The organism is Streptomyces sp. NPDC093064 (assembly GCF_044754605.1).
Classification (GTDB): Bacteria; Actinomycetota; Actinomycetes; order Streptomycetales; family Streptomycetaceae; genus Streptomyces.
This window is the reverse complement of the sequence record NZ_JBIVPK010000063.1, coordinates 1-18,907: the sequence shown is the minus strand read 5'-3', so window position 1 is coordinate 18,907 and position 18,907 is coordinate 1. Positions and strand designations below refer to the sequence as shown.

Here is an 18,907-nt window from a genome sequence, read left to right as displayed (position 1 = left end):
GTGTCAGTGGTGGCAGGCAGACTGCGGTGCATGACTTCGGTGACCGCGCATGACTACGCCTGGATGCGTTCCTCCCCGTTTTTCCGTTACGCGCTGGGGACCGGGTACACCCTGACCCTGGTACGCGGCGTTGCCCCTGGGGAGGTGCTGCGGGTGATGCAGGCGGAGCCGCAGGGCACGTGCACGGGCGTGGACGCGCTGATCGAGCAGCAGGAGGAACTGTTCGAAGCGACGGACTACTCCTACGAGTCCTTCATCGCGGGCGTGCTCACCGTGCCAGGCGCGGGCGGCGACTGGACACTTGTCCTGCACTTCGACGGCGGCGTGGCGATGCAACCGCGCTTCCTGGAAGCCCTGTCGGCGGGCGGGCGCGCCGTGGTGCATTCCAGCAACGGAGGCAAGCCCATCCACCTGTTCCACTGGTACGAGGACGGGAAGCTTCGGACCTCCTTCGAGTGGCCCACGGCCAGAGAGGGCAGCACCCCCGACGCCCTCAACTCGGTGATGCGTGAGGTCGGTTTCCATCTCTCCGACGACGAGGGCGACACCGGCGTGCGCGTCGAGAGCAAGGCGGCGGTCCTCGCGCTCGCCGAGCGGCTAACCGGTGTGCGGGTGACGGAAGAAATGCTCCACGATGCCGAGTGCCAACTCGGCCATGTGCTGGATGAACCGGCCGAGGAGTGAACCGGCCTCAACAAGCGAAGTATCCAGTTCTGGCCTCTGTCTCATGGACGCGCGGCTGAGTGTGCTGGTGGTGAGGGTGCGTAGGCCGACGCGCCGCCGCAAACGGGTTCGTCGCTTCGCCGGCCCCGAGCGTCATGGATGCGGGTCTCCGGAATCCGGCCGCTCCGATCCTGCACAAAAGATCGGGGCCGTGACGTCTATTCACCGGGACGCCGTCACCGAGCGGCGCTTATGAGGAGGTAGCCGACATCGTGACGCTCGAGGAGTTCCTCAGCGCTGAGCTTCCGGGGCTCAGCCGCTTCGCGGGTGCGCTGACCGGTGATCCGCACCTGGCCGAGGACACACTGTCCGATGCGCTGCTGGTGGTCGTCTCACGCTGGCGCAGGATCTCCGCGACGGAGAATCCTGTCGCCTACGTGCGCCGGATCGTGGTCAACACCCATCTGTCGGACCGGCGCAAGGCCAAGCGGCGGCGGACCGATCCCAGCGGGGACGCCGCCGTGCTGGACCGGGCGGATCCCGATGCCAGTGACGCCGTGGTGCGGCGGGACGAGGTGGACCGACTGCTGGCGGGACTGACACCGCGCCAGCGGGTGGCCGTCGTCCTGCGTTATCTGCTCGACCAGGACGACCAGGAGATCGCGCAGGCGCTCGGTTGCAGCAGCGCCACGGTGCGCTCCCACCTCTCCCAGGCCCGCGCCGCACTGCGACTTTCCGCTCACACCCTCACCGAGAGGAGCTGACCTGTGGACGTGGACGACCTGACCGACGCCCTCGCCGCCCACACCCCCGACCCGGAGGCCGTGCTCGCCGCACTGCAGACCAAACGCAGGAAGCGGGCCCGCCGGCGCGTCCTCGCCACCGGGGGCGCAGCCGTTGTCGCCGCGGGTGTGATCACGCTCTGGTCCGCGGGCTTCGGCACGCCCACCGCGAGCACCGCGGTGGAGGGGGCAAGCGGATGCGTGGTAGACCCGTTTGAGGAGAATTTCACGACTGCCCGGGAGAAGGGCTTTTCGGTCGTCCTCGCGAAGGGGGTCCTGACGGGTCGTTCGGCATCCGACTCCGGTCCGGTGTACGCGGAAATGCGCCTCACCGACGTCAGGACCCTGAGCGGCCCGGAGATCCGCTCCGGAAGCACCGTCTGGCTGGATAGCGACGCCGGCCCCGACGGCGGCCCGGTGCCCGGCACGCCCACCGGATCGCTCTGGGCCCGCGACGGCAGCCTCTTCGGAATCATCGCGCCCCAGTCCGCCGAAGGTGCTCCGGAGGGTTCCTACATGCGGGTGGCACCGGTCGTGGACGGGCAGGTCGTCCTGAGCACCGCCGGGTGCTGGAAGGAGGAGGGACGGCCTTCCCTGCCGTACTCCGGTCCGTTGGCGGAGATCCCCGGAAGCGACTCGTACCGACGCGCTGCGGAGGGGGGCTTCCAGACCGTCCCGCTCAGCGAAGTGGAGCGCCTCGCGAGCCACTGATCGCAACCGACGTCGGGTCTGCTCGATCCGCACCCCAGGACTGAGGACGAGGTGCATCTGCTCGGTGGTCGCCATCCGGTACTGGGTCAGCATCGCCAGCATCCACGTCTGCCGTCATCGGCCCGCTCCTTCTGCACGGTGCAGCGCCGTCCTGCCCGGCGCCGCGCGTGCCAGCCAGGGCAACAGCTGGCCTCGACCACGAAAGCCCGACCAGGGTCACGAAGCGGCAACACCGCCCCCAACCAGGCCGACATCCCCGCCGACAACCCCTCCGACAACTGTCTGCGCGCGACCACGCTTCACGGACGGCTACTCAACGTCACCACCGACTACGGGCCAGAGCCTGATTCATGACACTCCCCCAGCCGTGGGCTCCCCCAAGGAATCGGAAGCCGACAGCGGTTGCTGGGGCCGCGGAGTGTCGCATGGGCCGCGGCCGGTTCGCGGCCGAGCCGACGCCCGACGAGCTGGAGCAGTTCTTCCGCCTGAATGGGCCGGGGCTGGAGGCGGCGAAGGCGAAGCGGTCGGCGGCGAACAGGCTCGGCTTCGCAGTGCTGTGGGGCTCGGTGTGGATGCTCGGGGTGTTCCCGACCGAGGATCTGGCCGTGGTATCGGGTGTGGTGGTGCGGTTCGCGGCCGATCAGTTGGGCGTCGACTCGACCGAGCGGTCCGGGTACGGGATGCGGAAGCAGAACCGGTACCGAGCACGCCGGGGAGATCCGAGACTCCTTCGGTTATCGCGAGTTCGGCGAGGCTGAGTAGGAGATGCACGCATTCCTGGCGATCCTGGTCAGAGCGCGCACCGCGCGGTCCGACGCTTCACGGGATGAACTTCACCTCTGGGAAGGCCGCGGTCGGGCCGTCGAGCAGATGCGTCCGGCGTTGCCGCAGGTGCAGGTTGAAGAACGCGAGCGGGTATGCCTGTTGGATCCGTACCGCCTGGGCCGGATCGAGGGTGCCGATCATGTCCTGGATCTGCTGGGAGGTCATGCCGAGGATCTTGCCCGCTTGCGGGATCAGCGTCGCGTAGTCGCCGTATGAGCGGTGGATGGCCCCGTCGGCCTGGATGTTGAGCCGCCAACTGCGAAGGTGCGTCCAGAGCTCGGCGACGTCCGGCATGGCGGCCCGGGTGAACACGGCGGTCATCATCATGAACGGCCGGTCCAGGTCGGTGGTGATGGTCGGCTGCATCGGGCCGTCGAGGCTGAGCCCGGCTCGGACGCGCTGGTCGGCGAGCATGGTGAGCGCGGTGGCGGTGCCGCCCTTCGACCAGCCGAACGCGCCAATGCGCTGCGGGTCAAGGGCGCCGAGCAGGCCTTGGGGCAGTGGCTTGCCGTCGATGTCGGGGTTGCGCCCGGCGGCAAGGCCCTCGACGACGTCGAGTACGAACCGGATGTCCGTGGCGTAGTCCCGTGGCCCCAGGAACGGCGGGACCTCTGCCGGGACGGTGAGCCGGCCGTCGGGGAATTCGCTGAACGCGTCGTATGTGTGGTCGACGGTGACCACGGCGTAGCCGTGGCTGGCGAGTTCCTGGACCGTGATGGTGTGGTCGCCGCGGTGGCTGTCTGAGCCGTGCGAGTACACGATGACGGGCAGGCGGTGGCCCGTATGGTGCACGGGCGCGCCCACGTGTGCGGCGGTGAGCGGGCCGAGGGCGGGGTCGAGGGGGAATCCGACGTCTGCCAGGAACGCCCGCATCGCGCGCTCGGTCATCCAGGGGACGTGCGGCAGGTATCCGGTCTTGCGTGCGGGGTACCAGACGCTGGCCATCAACTCGCGGTGATGCCCTGGGCCGGCCACGGGATCCGGACGTGAGGTGTCGACGAGGTGGAGCGGCACTGTGCCCACCGGGTGCGGCCCGGTAGGCCTGGGCAGCGTGAGTTGCACTGGGGCAGGGGCGGTCGGAGCCGCCCACGCCTGGCGCGCTGTGCTGATCGGCACGGCGGCCCCGACCCCCGCGGCCAGCGCGGCTGCGAGCATGCGGCGGCGCGTCAAGTCCGTCTTGGTGACCGGTGTGATGGTCACGTGTCCTCCCCAGGTTTGTTGGACGGTGTTCGGTTCGCCGGACGTCAGCGGGAGCCGCTCACGGCCTCCATGGTTTGCAGGAGTCCAGATCAGGACTCCGGGGCTGAGCTGCCGTGCTCGATCTGGTGGATGAGTCGCTTGAGCTGGGTGACCTCGTCCTGCAGGGCGCGGTCGCCGGCGGGGGTGAGGGAGAGCCAGGTGCGGGCGCGCTTGCCCTCGTAGCCCTTCTCGATGTCGACCAGTCCGGCCTTCTCCAGGACGGCCAGGTGCTGGCTGAGATTTCCGGCGGTCAGGCCGAGGGCCGTGCGCAGGAAGCCGAACTCGACCCGGCGCGCCTGGTGGGCGACGGTGAGGATGCCGAGGCGAACGCGCTGGTGGACCACGTCGTCCAGGCCGGTGACGGGGTGCGGGTCGGGCTGATCGGTCATGAGGCGTCGCGCTGACGGGACAGCTCGGCCAGAGCGAAACCGAGCGCGCCGAGCAGGAGCAGCACACCGGGTACGCCGAAGCGGGGCACGGCGGACCAGGACGAGGTGAACGGGATCCCCGCCCAGCCGGTGGTGAGCGGCACCAGCTCAATGGCCAGGTACACCGCGGTGAGCAGCAGCAGGGTGCGGCTGCGTTCCACCCAGGACAGCACCAGCAGCGGCAGCCCAACGGCTGTGGCGTTCCCGGTGATTCGCTCAAGGAACCTCGTCACCCCGGAGGCGGTGTCGAAGTGCAGGCCCCAGAAGTCGAGCTGTTCGCCGGGCTGCGGCATCCCGTGGCGGATGCTCCAAATCTCGGTGGCGGTCACCAGACCGACCAGCGCGATCCCGGTGAGGATGTACGGCCGGACCGGGGTGCCGACTCCGCGGTTGCGGGATCGGCGAATGTAGAAGAACGCCGTCGCGGTGTAGGCGAGGGCGAGCCCGATGGGCCAGTAGACCGGCGAGCCCTGCGTGACCAGGGTGCAGCCGGTGCCTGCCGCAGGGTCGGTCGCCGGGCAGGGCACAGTCTCAATCTTGAAGGTGAAGTGGCCGACCAGGATCCCGCCCAGCGTGAGCACACCCAGCAGTAGAAGGGGAAACCACGCGCCACGCTGCGCGGAACGAACCCGGCGAGTCAGGTCACCAAGGCCGGCGAGGACTTCGCGGGGAGTGCCCGGCGAGGGCACTGATGCGTCTGTCATGGCATCAGCTTTGCATTACAAACTAGTTATGGCAAGAAATCCGTGTGCACTCCAAGGTCAGGTCCCGAGAAACCGGCCAGCACGATCCCCAACCCATGGCAGCCTGAGAACCCCGTCTGACGGCAGAGACCGTGGAGAGCCCGTTGCGTTGAGAGGAGCACGGCGGGTTCGGCGAGAGGTCCGAAGAAACGGACCGGGAGCAATCCCGGCACCGCGCTCCGGGCCTACTCAGCGACGCGGGCACGTTGAGTAATCAGTTGGGGTGACAGTCCCGGCTGGCTAGGCTCCGGGTCATGAGCGGACCGGTGTTGGTAATCGAGTTGGCGGAGGCTGCCCCCCCGCGCGGTGATCCAGCGGCTCTGCAAGTTTCTGGTCCGCTCCTCGGCACGGTTTGAGGAGATGCGGGTCGGCGAGTACGACCTGAACATCCACGCGGCAAGCCTCGGCCTCACGGACACCAGGGGCGTCGACGGACTTCGGCCCGTCATGGTCTCGCTCATGGGGCCCGGCATCGGCGACGAGGCCATCTTCGAGGCCGAGCAGGCCTACGAAGTCGACCAGGCAGCTCTCATCGGCTTCACCCCGACCCACGCCGTCGACGTCATCGCGTTCTGTAACAGTCCGGTCGATCACGTGGTCACGGCCCTGCTGACCGCCGCCGTCATGGACGTGATTGGCGGCATCGCCAACGTCGAACTCCGAGAGGATCAGGTGCCGATCGTGGCCGACCTTCCGGGCATCGTCGCAACGATGACGGAGCCGTGGCCTGCCGCCTACGGCTCGGCGGAATTCCTCAGAGCGTGGGCCCAACAGCCCGGTTTCCGGCTCCTGAAGTAACCGGAAGTCGTCCAGCTGGCTCACGCGAGTAGTACCCGCTTGCGCAACAGCCTGAAGCAGGCTCGGCCGAACATTTGGCGTTTGAGCATCTTGATCCGGTTCACGTGTCCTTCGACCACACCGGAGTTCCAGGGCAGGGTCAGGCCGGCGATCACAGCGTCGCGGTCGCGATCTATGCCAGCGGCGAGCGTGTGGAGGCTGGGTAGGTCGTCCCGCTCCGCCCGCGCTACGCCGACGCGCGCCCAATGGTGGATAGGGCCGGTGGCCATGAGTCGATCACCGCGTACGCGGCCCCAGTCAGAACAGAGCCTCCGGCGGGGGATAGGCCGGCACCGGGATGGAGGGGGCGCCGTTCCCGACTGCGGGACCGTAGCGGCGTACGGGATGAGAGCTGGGGAGAGTGGTGGATTGGGGAAGAGGAGGGCGAGCAGGCAGCGGAGAGCCTGATGCGCAGCCGAAGACAGAGACTCTCCGTCTACCGCGCTGTCAGCGCGTCACTGTCACCAGACCCATGATCACCAACACGACTCCCATGACCCCGCACTGCAGTCTGAACCGTCCAAGGGTCCAGGTATCCCCCCATCGCCATCGGCCCGGCCCGGGCGGCGAAAACATCACGTCCGCCCAGTCCCATGCCCACATGTCCACGCCACGGTAGCCGCAGGCCACCACGATGAAAGCGCTGCCCGCGATCAGTGCGAGCACCCCACGAAGAACCACGCTGTTCCCTTCCCCTGCCCCATGACCAGCGTCGTCATCGCGGCATTGTCGCAGGGGGCGCCGAAGGTACCCGGCAGCGGGTAAGCAATTCGCTGGTCATGGACGACCCAGCACGGCTACCGTCGGCGTCCGCACTCTCACAACCCTTGGGGCAACATCCATGTACGTCCGCGCGCTGCGGCCTGTGCCGGCACTCGGCACTGTGATTGCCGGAGTCCTGATGGCCTCCGGGTGCTCCGCAGGGCCAGACGCACGACCAGACTCGGTGGGACCGCAGGCGACCGCATCGGCCAAGGCCGCCGTAGCGCCTCTGACACGGACACAGTTGCGGGCGCTCACCTTCAAGGAGGGCGAGGTTGCGGGAGCCCACGAGGCCGGGATTCCGGTGCGGGACCCCCAGCCGAAAGAGGAACAGCGCTCTTTCCCGCCGGTGTCGGACCCCACTTGCCAGACCATGCTCGACATTCGCAACGGGGAGGGCGCGTCCACCCTTGTCCTTCAGGTCTTCAACTGGAAGGGGGACATCTGGGGTGGCGGCTCGACGCTTGCCGCCTACGAAGACGGGAAGGCCCAGCAGGCCTTCGTGCAGCTCAAGCAGGCACTCGGCTCCTGCCGTTCGTATGAAGGCACAGGCTGGGTGGGGAAGTTCAAGTCCACGCTGACGATGGAACAGGCTCCAGACGTTGGGGACGAAGCCGTGCGGTTCCGGGAGACCGCCCCCATGGGCCCTGAGCACGGAGGGGAGCGCAACGAGCAGTTCACCGTGGTGCGGGCCGGGAACACGATCGTGACGTTCCAAAAGCTGAACGTCGGCGGCAGCGCGTCCTTCCCCGCCGATCTGGTCAACCGGCAGGTCGAGCGGTTGCAAAACGCACAACGCCCCTGAGGCAGCACGAGAAGGATGTCTCGGCAGGACATTTGCGCCGGCACCCGGAAGAGGGTCGCCCGCCTCGAACTCCTCTGACGGCACGCGCTGCCGGTGACGTGCGGCGCCTGCCGCTGCGCCGACGAGAGAAGGAGACACCAAGGTCTACACGTTCGGCGACATTGAGATTCGGCTCACCCCGAACGAACTCGGCGTCTACACCCGCCATCCACATCCCTAACCCGTCGCGAAGGGCCATGTACTTCTCTGTCACAGTGCGCGTGACAGGGCCGCACGGATACGAGGTGACGATGAAACGCTCCTTCCCCAGCGTGCTGCCAGGGGACTCGGCGCGGGAAGCGGGACTTCTCATTGACAACCACGAAGCTCCGGTACCAGCCGATCCAGTAGCAGAGATCGTCACGTTCGAGCAGACCAACAACGGATAAATAGCCCTCTACCAGGGGCCAGGTAGCCTTGGTGCTCCTCTGCACAGACAAGGCTGCGGCCCCCATGGGGACGGAGCGAGGTCCACGACAACACCTGCAACCTGGCTCCGTCATCGTCACCGTTTCGACGGTGAGCACATCACCGTGCAAGCGCATCCACTCCAGCAGGCGACAGTAGCCGTCCGGGGTGGTGGGGAACGGAGCGGTGGCCAGGTGCCGGCCGATGGTGTCAATCACCGCTGCCTGGTGGAAGTCGGTGTGGGTGTCCACGCCGCCGACCACCGCGATCTGATCTGCCATCCTGGGTACTGCTGTCCTTCCGTGCGATGCGCGAGGGATCGCACGGGCCGGTCGGGCGTCAGCAAGACTGTGATGGGACCTGTGGCCGGGCTCCTGACTTGTTGAATCGACCCCAGATGCTCGGTCTGCAGCCGTAGCGTCCAGGGTGCCGGTCGGCACGGGCCCGCAGTGCTCCTTGCCGCCCTCGGGCTGGCTCACTGATAGCGTGCCGCCGCCGACCGGCACCCGCGCGGTGTGGCTCGACAGAGGCATGAAGGTGACGCAGTGACTTCAAGTCAGGGTGCCCACCGCACTCCCCTTCCTGTCTCATCGAGTGCGAGGGCAGCAGCCTGTGATCCTGATCGGTGTCGATCCCCACAAGTCGTCCCACACCGCCGTCGCCGTCGATGCCGCCGGTCACCAGGTGGCCCAGCGCCGGTTCGTCGTCAACGCCGGAACCTTCCGCCAGTTGATGCGCTGGTGTGAGCAGTGGCCCGACCGTCGTTTCGCTGTCGAGGGCGCCGGCGGCCTGGGCCGCTCGCTCGCTCAGCAGCTGGCCGCCGCGGGCGAGAACGTGGTCGATGTGCCCTCCACCCTGTCGGCCCGGGCCCGGCTGCTGGCCACCGGCGGAGACCGCAAGACCGATGCCAAGGATGCCCTCCACGTCGCCCAGGTCGCCCTCTTCCGCCATGACCTGCGCCCCGTCGTCCAGGAAGACCAGACCACGATGCTTCGGCTGCTGACCGAGAGGCGGGACGACCTGGTCCACGAGCGCACCCGCGTCCTCAACCGACTCCACGCCGTCCTGCGTGATCTCCTGCCCGGCGGAGCACCCACCGGCCTGTCGGCCCTCAAGGCCGCCGCCTTGATGAAGGGCATCAGGCCGGTCACGGCCACCGACAACTGTCGCCGTGACATAGCCCGTGACCTGCTGGCCGACCTGCGCAGACTGGACCGGCAGGTCAAGGACAACGAGGCCGAAATGCGCGAGGCCATCGCTGCGACTCGCACCACGCTGACCACCCTGCCGGGCCTGGGCACCGTGCTGGCCGCGAAGGTCCTCGGCCACATCGGGGACATTAGCCGGTTCCCCACCGAGCACCACTTCGCCAGCTACACCGGCAGCGCACCTCTGGACGCCTCCAGCGGCAACAATGTCCGCCACCGGCTCAATACCGGCGGCAACCGCGCGCTGAATTCGGTCCTGCACACCATCGCCGTCTGCCAGATCCGCGACGGCGGGCGCGGGCAGGACTACTACCTCCGCAAGATCGCTGAGGGGAAGACGCCTTCGGAGGCTCGCAGGGCTCTCAAGCGACGCCTGTCCAACGTGGTCTACCGGATCATGAAACGAGACCGACGGAACCACCTCACTCAAGCCGCTTGACACACAGAGGCGCTATGAGGCGGGCCGAGGCCGGCGTCCCGCATGGGACGCCGGCCTCGGTTCTTGGTGAGCCGCTAACGAGCCGCGAACCAGGTGACAAGTAACCCACCAGTAGCTTTCGGATCGAAGGTTGACACCCTTCGGGGGTATCGCCGAGATACGGGTCAAAGGGGCAATGAGTTGATCTTGAAGCCTTGAAGGCCGACCTCACTCGGTGCTGTCGGAGTCCTCGGCGAGGATGCGGTAGAGGGTGGCGACCGAGGGCCGCTTCCCCTCATTTATGAGAGCCGGAGTCCGGCGGTGAGGGCGCGCATGCAGGTGATGGCGCGTTCGGCGAGCGACTCCGTGGGGCTGGTGCGGTCGTCGCTGAGTGCCCAGGTTTCGACGGCGATGCGGATTGCGGCTGTGGCCGCGCCGGCCGTCAGGGCGATGTGCAGATCGTCGGTGCCGGCGCGGTCGGCCAGCAGAGGGACAAGGCGTCTCTCGGACTCCTGGTTGACGCCCGCCCATACGGCGCCTAGGGCAGGGTCGCCTTCGGCGGCGCGCAGGAGGCCGCGTGTCCACGCGAAGGACTCGCTGTTCTCGCAGTCGGCCATCGCCGCCGCGGTCGCCTGTTCCAGCGCATCCGTCAGGGGCACCTCGCGCGGCAGGTCGCTCAGGTGCTGTCGCCAGCGCTGCGCGCCGAACGACAGCAGCGGGGCGACAGCCTCCTGTTTGGTGCGGAAGTAGCGGAAGAAGGTGCGCACACTCATCCCGGCCCGCTCGGCGATGGCCTCGGCGGTGGTGTCGTCGGAGCCGCGTTCGGCGAACAGGGCGGCCGCGATGCGGGCGAGTTCGAGTTCGGTGGCCGCCTTGCGGCGCTCGGTGAGGTTCACCACTCCATCTTAGGCGTAAAATGCCAAGGTGTCTCGTTAGGACTAGGTGTCATGACGTGACATCCAGAAGGAATGGGAGAACGATGATGGAGCGCTTCGAGGGCCGGAAGGTGTTGGTCACCGGTGCTGGATCGGGCATCGGGCAGGCCGTGGTGCACCGGATACTCGCCGAGGGGGGCCGGGTCGTCGGTTTGGGCCGCGGCGAGGAAGGGCTGGAGGCCACCGCCGCCCAGGCCGCCGAGTACGGCACGGCGGACCGGCTGATCACGGCCGTGGTGGATGTCGCCGACGAGGACGCTGTCCGCGCCGGGGTATCGGCAGCCGTGGCCGAACTCGGCGGGCTGGACGTCCTGGTCAACGCTGCGGGCATCCTGCGCTCGTCGCACACGCACGAGACCAGCCTTGACGAGTGGAACGAGATCCTGCAGGTCAACCTGACCGGGACCTTCCTGGTGACCCGCGAAGCCCTGCCCGAGCTGCTGGCCACCGGACGGGGCGTGGTGGTCAATTTCAGCTCGACCTCGGCGAGCTTTACGCACCCCTACATGGCCGCCTACGCCGCAGCCAAGGGCGGTATCCAGTCCTTCACCCACGCCATCGCCGGCGAGTACGCCGGGCGCGGCCTGCGGGCCGTGGCGGTGGCGCCCGGCTCGATCAGGAGCGGCATGACCACCGGCCGCGGCCCGGGACTGCCGGAGGACGCCGACATGAGCTTGTACGCCAAGCACACCCCGGCCCTCGGTGCGGGTATGGCGGGGCCCGAGACCGTCGCCGGTGTGGTGGCGATGCTCGCCTCCGACGACGGTGCCTTCGTCACCGGCACCGAGCTGCGCATCGACGGCGGCACCCACATGTGACCGCACCGCCTGGCGGCCCTTGAACAGCCTGGTCTGCCACCCGGCCTGGCCGTCAGGGCGCGGAGAACGCCCCCGACCCACCAGTCGCAATCAGCGGCGAGCAACAAGAACAAGGAACAGGAACATGGCAAACACGCACAAGACGATCGTCGTCGTCGGCGCAGGTCCCGGAGTGGGCCTGGAAGTCGCCCGTCGTTTCGGCCGCGCTGGCTACCGCGTCGGCCTCGTCCGCCGCAGCCAGGCAGGCCTGGACGAGATGATCGCCGACCTCACGGCGGAGGGAATCCAGGCGTACGGGGCGGCCGCCGACGCAGGGACCCCCGATCAGCTCGCCGAAGCAGTTACGGCCCTGGCCGAGAAGACCGGCGGGATCGACGTGCTGCACTATGCGGTCCCCGGCCCGCTGGGCAGCGGCTACGTCGCGGCCGCCGACATCCCCACCGACTTGCTGATGGACTTCCTCAACGCCCGCGTCGTCAGTGCTTTGAAGGCGACCCAGGCCGCACTGCCCTACCTGCGTGCTTCCCGGGGAACGGTCTTGTTCACCAGCGGGCAGTCCGACCGCAAGGCATTTCCCGGCACTGCGGCGATCGGCGCCCCGCAGGCCGCCTTGCGGCTGCTCGCCCAGCACCTGCACGACGAACTCGCGGACTCCGGCATCCACGTCGGCTACCTGCCGCTGGACCACCCGCCCCTCTACAGCGACCCGGACCAGGAGCGCGCCCGCACAGACCTGCCCGCCGGATTCGTCATGGACGAGCGGATCAACGCTGCCGACGTGGCCGAGGCACACTTCCGGCTCAGTCAGCAGCGCGACCGCTTCGAGTGGCGTCTGGGCGCCGAGCAGATCGGCCTGGCCGCCACGGCACAGCGATAAACAGGGCTTCAAGTTCAACTCATTGCCCCTTTGACCCGTATCTCGGCGATACCCCCACAACGCCGTCGCGGTACTCCGGTTTCCCCACATCAGCCTGACCATGTGGTACCGGATTACGGAACTGGCGTACGGGCGCGGCGCGCTGCCCGCGACGAAGTACCGCCTGGCCCGGTTCCTCTCGCAGCAGGAGCTGGACCCCGCGACCGGCCGTGTGGTCGGCCAGCGGGGCACCGGACGTACGGACGGAGGCATGACGCTGGCCGCCCGCTACGCCTGGCAGTTCGGCGTAGGGGAGGACCGGTTCTGGGACGACCTGAAGGGCCTGTATCGCTGCGGGTTCGCCGCCCGAGTCGTGGCCCCGGCCCCCGGCCGGCGGGCCGTCTACGCCCTCGTGCTGCGGACCGACGCCATCCCCCAGGGCCTCCCGGATGACCTGGCTCAGCAGCTGAAGGTCTGGGACCTCCCGGGGTTTGAGGACCCCTACGAGGACGTCCGGTACGGCCGCCTCACCGACGCCGCCGACGCCGCGGTGCTGTCCGGCGAGCCCGCTGTCGTGGCCGTGGACGAGGAGGGCGCCGCCGAGCTGGACGCCGCTCCGCGTTGGGAGCACCCAGCCGACTCCTCGGCGGCCGTAGCCGCCGAGGCCATCCGCCGCTCCGCCAAGGCTCTGGGCAAGGACGCCGGGCCGCAGGATCTGCGGTGCTGGGCTGTGGCCGACCGCGACCGTGCCGAGGCCCTGACTCAGCGGCTGATCACCAATGGCAAAACGTCCCCTCTTAACGCGAGGGGGGTTTCACCACTATCTGGTCTTCTCTCTGCCGGTAGTAGGAGGCTGAGCTGGTCAAACGAGATGGGACAAGCAAAAACGACGCCTTCGGCGGCGCCTGGAAAGAAGCCTGCGTTCCTGTCCGGTGACGACCCCAGCGTCGTGGCGGACAGGGTTCTGCGGCGTGCGTGGCACGCCTGGCGGGCCCAACTGGGGCACGGGAAGGTTCTTTTGCCCTCCGGGCACTGGGACGAGCTTGGACGCTGGCACAACGGTTCCGCATGGTCTGACCTGCAGTGCACGGTTCGGATCGCACTGCGCCGATCCACCGAAAGCGAGCTGGTCGAGCTGCTGTCCAGCAGCGTGGCCGGGGTGGACGACGTGGGCCGCCTGGCCGCGTGGAGGCTGTGGCGCCTCATCAACGCCCGGAGGAACGCCCACGGCTACGGCGGCCGCTGGCGGACCGTCGCCCAGGCCGACCACGTCACGAGGTGGGACCGCGTCCCGACCGCTGTTGCCGAGCGGGCCCGCATCATGGCCACCCAGGCGGCGCCGGCGGATCTGCGTGACCGCCAGGCCGAGTTGCGCGAGCAGGAGCGGCGCCGCGAGGCCGCGCGGATTGCGGCGGAGGCCGAGCTGGCACGGGAAGCCGAGCGGGCCGAACTGTCCGGCCGCTGGGGGTTGGACCGGTACGCACCGCGCCCGCAGCAGGAGCAGCCGCGCCGCTGGGCGTCGCGCGAGCCGGAGGCCGTGCACGAGGCGCAGATGGAGGACCGGCGCCGTCTCGATATGCCCCTGACGCGGTCGGAGGCCGAGGAGACGCACCGGGCGGCCCTGGCCCGGGCCCGCGCCGAAAAGCCCGCCCGGCGCCGGTAGTTGGCCCTTTACGCTGGCTGCACAACCGCAGCGAGACCGAGCTCCCGCCCGCAGAGTCGGACCTGTAACGCTCACAGCCCCCTCTGTGTCGTGCCGCGCCTGCGGGAGCGGGAGAGTGGACTCCTCCCGCAGGCGCCGGTTTTCGTTCCAATGTTCCTCGTCCGCCGACTCGAGCCGGTGCATGCGATGAACGAAGCCACGAATCCCGAGGGGCACAAGCGCCGCCTACGATGACCGCGTGACAGCCCGCCGCACCCTTGGCACCGGTCCCGAAGCCGCGCACAGCATCCGCGCCGCCCAGGCCGACCTACTCGATGCCCTCCCCGGAGTCCGTCTGCCCGATGTTGCCGAGCTGCGCGCCCGGGGCGTGCTAGGAGCCCCCTCGGCGACGTTCCCCCAACCTCGGCGGACCCTCGGAGCTGGCGGCCGCGCCGACGAGGAGCCGTCCGCCTCGGCGACCTGACAGGCGCCGGATCAGCGCGGGGCAGGCAGTCCCGCCCGGGGAGCAGTCGTCAATAGAGAGTCACGGCCCGCCGCCAGCTCCGGCACGTACTTGTAGATCGTCGTCCGCGAGACGCCCAGGAGCTTGGCAGTCGACGTGACCGTGTTCTCCGGATCGGTTAGGAGGCCGCGAGTGTGCCGTACCTGTTCGTCCGTCATGGCGGGCGGCCGGCCGATCCGTTCACCGCAGGCCCGCGCCGCAGCCAGGCCCTCGTGGGTGCCCTGCACGATCAGTTCGCGGATGAACTCCGCGAGCGCCGCGAAGACGTGGAACACCAGACGACCACCGGGCGTGGTGGGGGATCGTCGAGACAAGCGCAACCTGGGCCTGCCCGGCTGACGCCCCGGGCTCCGGGTCGGCGGCGGGCTCTCCTGCCCGGCCCGGGTAACAGTCCGCTGCGGCTGTTGCCCCCCTGACCTGCGGAGATTATAAGAATGGGCCCTTATCTGAGGGCCCATTTCGGTGCGCGTTTGAAGACCCACTATACGAGCGCACCCCCGTCTGCAAGTGTAAAAGGCGTCATTTCCTTTGCGAATGACTCAGAGCTGTCCTTCCGGGCAGGGCATCGCCCCTCCATGCTTCTGCCATGCCTACGTCAGGGAACACGTGGGCTAATTGGGGAGGGTGAGACATGCGAGCAGTACACCGCGCGAAGCTGGCGGTAGCGGTACTTCTGCGTAGGAACGCACTTCGGGCAACGGTGGTCGCCGGTGCCACGCTAGCGCTCGGCGGAGTGACGCTGGTCGGACCCGCGCAGGCGGCGACAGGCGGTTTCTTCCTTGAGAACGGAGTGAACATCCGTACTTGCGCCTCCACCTCCTGCACGGCAGTGGGCCAGGGGCAGAGACTGCAGAGCTTCAACGTGGATTGCTGGACGGACGGCACATCCGTGTCCGGCAGCACGGTGTGGGTGCGCGGAAGGAACGCCGCCACCGGTGTCTACGGCTACGCGGCCGCCGTGTACGTCAATTCCTCGGGCAACGGCTCGCCCGGCTCCGGGGACAAGTGGCGCAACTACGCTCCACACTGCTGATTCAAGGCAGGATGGCCCGCTGGAACCGTCGAGGTTCGGGCGGGCCTTCTTGGTGTCTTGCGACGGTGGGACACTGCGACAGTGTCGGGATTCGCGAGGGATACGAAGTACTACGGCGACCGTCTCGTGTACGAGCCGTTGGAGTCCAAATGGAGCCGCTACCACGCTACTCACTGCGGGTGCGAGCAGGACTGGCTGACTGCGCACGCCGTCCCGGCCGGGTTCACCGTCCTTCCCCGGGGCAAGACTGGCTACTACGGTCTGGTGGGCCCCGGCCTGACAGAGGGCGTGGACGAGTCAGCGCTGACGACCAACGCGTTGTGGGAGGCGGTCACTGGCAAGCCTGGCACCCAGACCTCGTACGAGAGGGTGTACGTCACCTGCCGGAGCCCGGAAGCCGAGGCGGAGCGCAAGGCGGCCAACGACGAGCACTACGGACGGATCCGTGAGGAGAGCGCAAAGCGGAAGGCTGCGGCGAAGCAGGAGCCGGCCACACCCGCGCAGCTGAAGTACCTCTCCAGCCTCGCGGAGAAGGTGGGCAAGGAGCGATTCGACGCCGAGTTCGTCAAGGCCGTCAAGGGCACCGACATCAAGCCGCGTGCTCCCAGGGAGCGGACTACCACGGCCGCGAAGCGGCTGACCAAAGCGGCGGCCCGCAAACTGATCAGCGCCCTGGTCGACAGCTGACTTTCCGTACCGGGTGTCCACAGTGTCGCCCTGCTGCGCACCCGGGCTTCCCTGCAGGACCAGGGCTCGCGTTGTTGAACGCCGTTCCCGGACACCGTGCTCGGTGCAGGGCGCCCAGGGCCGTGTACGTTGTACCGCCCGTACGATGATCGGCGTGACCGTCCGCCGCGCCCTTGGCACCGGCCCCGAGGCTTCCGCGCACAGCATCCGCGCCGCCCAGGCCGACCTTCTCGACGAACTCCCCGGGGCCCGCTTCCCCGATCTAGACGAGCTACGGACTCGTGGAGTGCTCGGGGCCCACCCGGCGACTTCCGCGAGCCCGCGGCGGATCCTTGGAGCCGGCGGCCGCGCCGATCAGGATCCGCCCCGCCCCTCCTCCTGACCTGCCCTCAACCATCTGCCGCTGACGGCTCGATGTGGAGACTCTCTGACTCCCGGTAACTTGCCTTAACAAGAGTCAGAAGTGCCCCAGGGAGCCGCCCATGGAGACCACACCCATCGCCGTGGAGAACGCCGTCTCCGCCGTCGTCCCGGCGAGCCGGATCGGCGCGCTGTCGGACGAGGCCCGCGCCGCGGTCGAGGAGGGCATCCCCGCCGAGACCCGCCGCGGCTACGCCGGCGACTGGGCGCGCTTCACCACCTGGTGCGCAGACACCGGCCGCCAGGCCCTGCCCGCGACCGGCGACACCCTCACCGAGTACATGACCCACCTCAAGGGCGAGGACAAGAGCCCCGGAACCATGGGCCGGGCGCTGGCCTCCATCGCCGTCGCGCACAGCGCCGCCGATCTGCCCAAGCCCTCCACCGTCGGCGCCCGCCGCGTGCTCAAAGGCCACGAGGCCGAGCGCAAGAAGAGCAAGGACCCACGCCGCCGGCCCCGCCGGGCGGCCGCCGCCACCCCGCCCGTGCTCCGGAAGATGGTCGCCGCCACCAACACCACCACCGCGATCGGCCGCCGGGACGTCGCCGTCCTGCTGCTGGGCTTCGCCCTGGCCGCCCGCCGCTCCGAACTGCGGCTGCTGGACTGGACCGACCTCGAGGAGGTCGAGGAGGGCCTGGCCGTCGAGATCTGGCGACCGAAGGTCAACCACGAAGGCCCGCTCGGCATGCCCTACGGCTCCAACCCAGCCACCTGCCCGGTCCGCGCCATCCGCGCCTGGCGCCAGTGCCTGATCGAGCACGGCCGCCCACCGGTCGGCCCGCTGTTCCTGCGCATCGACCGGCACGGCCGCATCGCCCACCCGATGCACCGCAACGGCCTGCCGATCGGCGACCCCATCGGCCGGATCACCGGCGAAGGCATCGGAGACGCGGTGACCCGGGCCGCCGCCCGCGCCGGCCTGACCGTCCCCACCGAGCTGCTGCCCGACCTCCCACCCCGCTGGAGCGGACACAGCCTGCGCCGCGGCTTCGCCACCGCCGCCAAACAGGCCGGCGCCGACCTCATCGAGACCGGACGCCACGGCGGCTGGGTCGACGGCTCCAAGTCCCTGGCCGGGTACTTCGAGCAGGCCGGGATGTGGGACGAGACGAACCCGCTGTACGGCATCGGGCTGTAGAGGTGGACCACGTGTCGATCCTGTGGGCGTTCATGCGCTTGGACGCCGAGACGTCCGGAGGCCCGGCCGCATGGCCGGGCCAGTGCCATCACATCCAGGTGATGGCCAACTTGAGGGCCAGGGTGATCACCGCGCCGCCCGTGGCGTAGGCGGCTCCCAACAGAGCCCGCCAGGCCAGCACCTTCGCCCGACGGCGCACTCTGGAGCCGGACCGTGGCCGATCGAGAGGGTTCTGTGGTGCAGAGGTTGGCCCCGTAGGATGAGTCATAACGGTCTCCGTGTGTATAGGCGCATGGTGACTTCACGAGAGCCCGCCCGGCCTTGAAGGTTGTCCGCCCGAAGGTCCGGTGTGGGCTCTGCGTGCTCCAAAATACCTTGCTTTCTAAGGCTTGTTGGCCACTTCGGGATGGCAATGTCCTACAGAAACGGGACTCTTTCTTCAGATCGAAGGCTCTCCCCGCGTGTAGGGCGCCCTTTTGCACGTTGACGGCCCGCGTTGCCTCGGAACCTCGCTGCCAGCGTCTCCGGCCTGGAATGTTCAAGTGGGCGGCATCACACCAGACTTGGCTAGCTCGACCCGCAGCGGGGCTCCGACGGCCGACCGGAGCCTGGCCGACTTGGGCCTCGGTGTCCGGCAACTGATCGGTAGATGGACGCCGCCATAGCGCGGCCACGGTGGGTGGTTTACGCGGTCCGGGCGTCGCCGTCTGGCGAAGCTGTTCGTGGAGAAGGCCCAGTCCGGCACCATCGCCCCAGGGACGAGCGGCCCGAGCTGGCCACCGCCCTGCTGGCTTTGTCCACGAGTCGTGGGTTCTGGCACAGATCTTGGGTGCGCCGTGAGGCGCTGTTGGTTCGAGTGGAGGTGGAAGGCCTGCACCAACTCGCTGTCGTAGCAGTGGGGTTGAAGCTGAGGGCAGCCTGATCCGGGTGATGCCGGGGAGGGCGAGAGCGGCCCTGACAACGCCGGGACGTGTCCAGTACTGCCA

The 18,907-nt window shown here is 68.7% G+C and carries 20 protein-coding genes; 14 read left to right on the top strand and 6 right to left on the bottom strand.

From position 1 onward, the window contains the following. Window positions 1-30 precede the first annotated feature (30 nt). The 4 genes from ACIQFZ_RS38440 to ACIQFZ_RS38425 all read left to right on the top strand — a co-directional run bounded on the left by ACIQFZ_RS38440 (window position 31) and on the right by ACIQFZ_RS38425 (window position 2,914). Entirely contained in the window at window positions 31-684 is a 654-nt protein-coding gene (locus tag ACIQFZ_RS38440; protein ID WP_402693425.1) for a DUF6461 domain-containing protein, read from the top strand. A 251-nt stretch (window positions 685-935) separates the two neighbouring features. Continuing rightward, a complete protein-coding gene (locus tag ACIQFZ_RS38435; protein WP_402693424.1) occupies window positions 936-1,427 on the top strand; it encodes a SigE family RNA polymerase sigma factor in 492 nt (163 codons plus the stop codon). Between the two features lie 3 nt (window positions 1,428-1,430). Further along, on the top strand, window positions 1,431-2,156 hold the full coding sequence (locus tag ACIQFZ_RS38430; RefSeq protein ID WP_402693423.1) for a hypothetical protein: 726 nt from the start codon (window positions 1,431-1,433) through the stop codon (window positions 2,154-2,156). Window positions 2,157-2,581: 425 nt separating this feature from the next. After that, window positions 2,582-2,914 carry a DUF4158 domain-containing protein gene (locus ACIQFZ_RS38425; RefSeq protein ID WP_402693422.1) on the top strand — a complete coding sequence of 111 codons (333 nt, stop codon included), beginning with the start codon at window positions 2,582-2,584 and terminating at the stop codon, window positions 2,912-2,914. 61 nt (window positions 2,915-2,975) lie between these two features. Here ACIQFZ_RS38425 and ACIQFZ_RS38420 read toward each other — a convergent pair whose 3' ends face one another. The 3 genes from ACIQFZ_RS38420 to ACIQFZ_RS38410 form a co-directional block, all read right to left on the bottom strand. After that, window positions 2,976-4,181 carry an alpha/beta hydrolase family protein gene (locus ACIQFZ_RS38420; RefSeq protein WP_402693421.1) on the bottom strand — a complete coding sequence of 402 codons (1,206 nt, stop codon included), beginning with the start codon at window positions 4,179-4,181 and terminating at the stop codon, window positions 2,976-2,978. 89 nt (window positions 4,182-4,270) lie between these two features. After that, window positions 4,271-4,609 carry a winged helix-turn-helix domain-containing protein gene (locus tag ACIQFZ_RS38415; RefSeq protein WP_402693420.1) on the bottom strand — a complete coding sequence of 113 codons (339 nt, stop codon included), beginning with the start codon at window positions 4,607-4,609 and terminating at the stop codon, window positions 4,271-4,273. Further along, window positions 4,606-5,229, bottom strand: a complete 624-nt coding sequence (locus ACIQFZ_RS38410) for a hypothetical protein (protein WP_402693419.1) — start codon at window positions 5,227-5,229, stop codon at window positions 4,606-4,608. The genes ACIQFZ_RS38415 and ACIQFZ_RS38410 overlap by 4 nt, the downstream gene beginning before the upstream one ends. A gap of 468 nt (window positions 5,230-5,697) precedes the next feature. Here ACIQFZ_RS38410 and ACIQFZ_RS38405 point away from each other — a divergent pair, with 468 nt between their 5' ends. After that, a complete protein-coding gene (locus ACIQFZ_RS38405; RefSeq protein WP_402693418.1) occupies window positions 5,698-6,189 on the top strand; it encodes a DUF6368 family protein in 492 nt (163 codons plus the stop codon). A gap of 20 nt (window positions 6,190-6,209) precedes the next feature. Here the strand turns inward: ACIQFZ_RS38405 and ACIQFZ_RS38400 are convergent, their stop codons facing one another. Then, window positions 6,210-6,458, bottom strand: a complete 249-nt coding sequence (locus ACIQFZ_RS38400) for a transposase (RefSeq protein WP_402693443.1) — start codon at window positions 6,456-6,458, stop codon at window positions 6,210-6,212. Between the two features lie 776 nt (window positions 6,459-7,234). Between ACIQFZ_RS38400 and ACIQFZ_RS38395 the strand changes: the two genes are divergently transcribed. Beyond that, a complete protein-coding gene (locus tag ACIQFZ_RS38395) occupies window positions 7,235-7,795 on the top strand; it encodes a hypothetical protein (protein ID WP_402693417.1) in 561 nt (186 codons plus the stop codon). A gap of 1,059 nt (window positions 7,796-8,854) precedes the next feature. After that, window positions 8,855-9,889 (top strand): IS110 family transposase, encoded by a 1,035-nt coding sequence (locus tag ACIQFZ_RS38390; RefSeq protein ID WP_402693416.1) that lies wholly within the window; start codon window positions 8,855-8,857, stop codon window positions 9,887-9,889. A 278-nt stretch (window positions 9,890-10,167) separates the two neighbouring features. Here the strand turns inward: ACIQFZ_RS38390 and ACIQFZ_RS38385 are convergent, their stop codons facing one another. After that, window positions 10,168-10,764 carry a TetR family transcriptional regulator gene (locus tag ACIQFZ_RS38385; RefSeq protein WP_402693415.1) on the bottom strand — a complete coding sequence of 199 codons (597 nt, stop codon included), beginning with the start codon at window positions 10,762-10,764 and terminating at the stop codon, window positions 10,168-10,170. An 86-nt stretch (window positions 10,765-10,850) separates the two neighbouring features. Here ACIQFZ_RS38385 and ACIQFZ_RS38380 point away from each other — a divergent pair, with 86 nt between their 5' ends. The 4 genes from ACIQFZ_RS38380 (at window position 10,851) to ACIQFZ_RS38365 (ending at window position 14,603) form a co-directional block, all read left to right on the top strand. Beyond that, the gene (locus ACIQFZ_RS38380) at window positions 10,851-11,621 is read left to right on the top strand and encodes an SDR family NAD(P)-dependent oxidoreductase (protein WP_402693442.1); all 771 of its coding nucleotides are present in this window, start codon (window positions 10,851-10,853) and stop codon (window positions 11,619-11,621) included. 124 nt (window positions 11,622-11,745) lie between these two features. Then, window positions 11,746-12,498, top strand: coding sequence for an SDR family NAD(P)-dependent oxidoreductase (locus ACIQFZ_RS38375; protein WP_402693414.1), 753 nt, complete (start codon window positions 11,746-11,748; stop codon window positions 12,496-12,498). Between the two features lie 100 nt (window positions 12,499-12,598). Continuing rightward, entirely contained in the window at window positions 12,599-14,140 is a 1,542-nt protein-coding gene (locus ACIQFZ_RS38370; protein ID WP_402693413.1) for a hypothetical protein, read from the top strand. A gap of 238 nt (window positions 14,141-14,378) precedes the next feature. Next, window positions 14,379-14,603, top strand: coding sequence for a hypothetical protein (locus ACIQFZ_RS38365; RefSeq protein ID WP_402693412.1), 225 nt, complete (start codon window positions 14,379-14,381; stop codon window positions 14,601-14,603). 11 nt (window positions 14,604-14,614) lie between these two features. Here ACIQFZ_RS38365 and ACIQFZ_RS38360 read toward each other — a convergent pair whose 3' ends face one another. After that, window positions 14,615-14,956 (bottom strand): helix-turn-helix domain-containing protein, encoded by a 342-nt coding sequence (locus tag ACIQFZ_RS38360; RefSeq protein ID WP_402693411.1) that lies wholly within the window; start codon window positions 14,954-14,956, stop codon window positions 14,615-14,617. Window positions 14,957-15,531: 575 nt separating this feature from the next. Here ACIQFZ_RS38360 and ACIQFZ_RS38355 point away from each other — a divergent pair. The 3 genes from ACIQFZ_RS38355 to ACIQFZ_RS38345 all read left to right on the top strand — a co-directional run bounded on the left by ACIQFZ_RS38355 (window position 15,532) and on the right by ACIQFZ_RS38345 (window position 17,921). Then, complete coding sequence (locus tag ACIQFZ_RS38355; RefSeq protein ID WP_402693410.1) at window positions 15,532-15,675, top strand: hypothetical protein; 144 nt, start codon at window positions 15,532-15,534, stop codon at window positions 15,673-15,675. 81 nt (window positions 15,676-15,756) lie between these two features. After that, window positions 15,757-16,362, top strand: coding sequence for a hypothetical protein (locus ACIQFZ_RS38350; protein WP_402693409.1), 606 nt, complete (start codon window positions 15,757-15,759; stop codon window positions 16,360-16,362). A gap of 482 nt (window positions 16,363-16,844) precedes the next feature. After that, window positions 16,845-17,921, top strand: coding sequence for a tyrosine-type recombinase/integrase (locus ACIQFZ_RS38345; RefSeq protein ID WP_402693408.1), 1,077 nt, complete (start codon window positions 16,845-16,847; stop codon window positions 17,919-17,921). Window positions 17,922-18,907: the final 986 nt, after the last annotated feature.

What these genes read in the sequence shown, in the direction of transcription:
- ACIQFZ_RS38440 (WP_402693425.1), top strand. Translation starts at nt 31, where the DNA reads ATGACTTCGGTGACCGCGCATGACTACGCCTGGATGCGTTCCTCCCCG.
- ACIQFZ_RS38425 (WP_402693422.1), top strand. Translation starts at nt 2,582, where the DNA reads ATGGGCCGCGGCCGGTTCGCGGCCGAGCCGACGCCCGACGAGCTGGAG.
- ACIQFZ_RS38415 (WP_402693420.1), bottom strand. Translation starts at nt 4,609, where the DNA reads ATGACCGATCAGCCCGACCCGCACCCCGTCACCGGCCTGGACGACGTG.
- ACIQFZ_RS38400 (WP_402693443.1), bottom strand. Translation starts at nt 6,458, where the DNA reads ATGGCCACCGGCCCTATCCACCATTGGGCGCGCGTCGGCGTAGCGCGG.
- ACIQFZ_RS38380 (WP_402693442.1), top strand. Translation starts at nt 10,851, where the DNA reads ATGGAGCGCTTCGAGGGCCGGAAGGTGTTGGTCACCGGTGCTGGATCG.
- ACIQFZ_RS38375 (WP_402693414.1), top strand. Translation starts at nt 11,746, where the DNA reads ATGGCAAACACGCACAAGACGATCGTCGTCGTCGGCGCAGGTCCCGGA.
- ACIQFZ_RS38370 (WP_402693413.1), top strand. Translation starts at nt 12,599, where the DNA reads ATGTGGTACCGGATTACGGAACTGGCGTACGGGCGCGGCGCGCTGCCC.
- ACIQFZ_RS38345 (WP_402693408.1), top strand. Translation starts at nt 16,845, where the DNA reads ATGGAGACCACACCCATCGCCGTGGAGAACGCCGTCTCCGCCGTCGTC.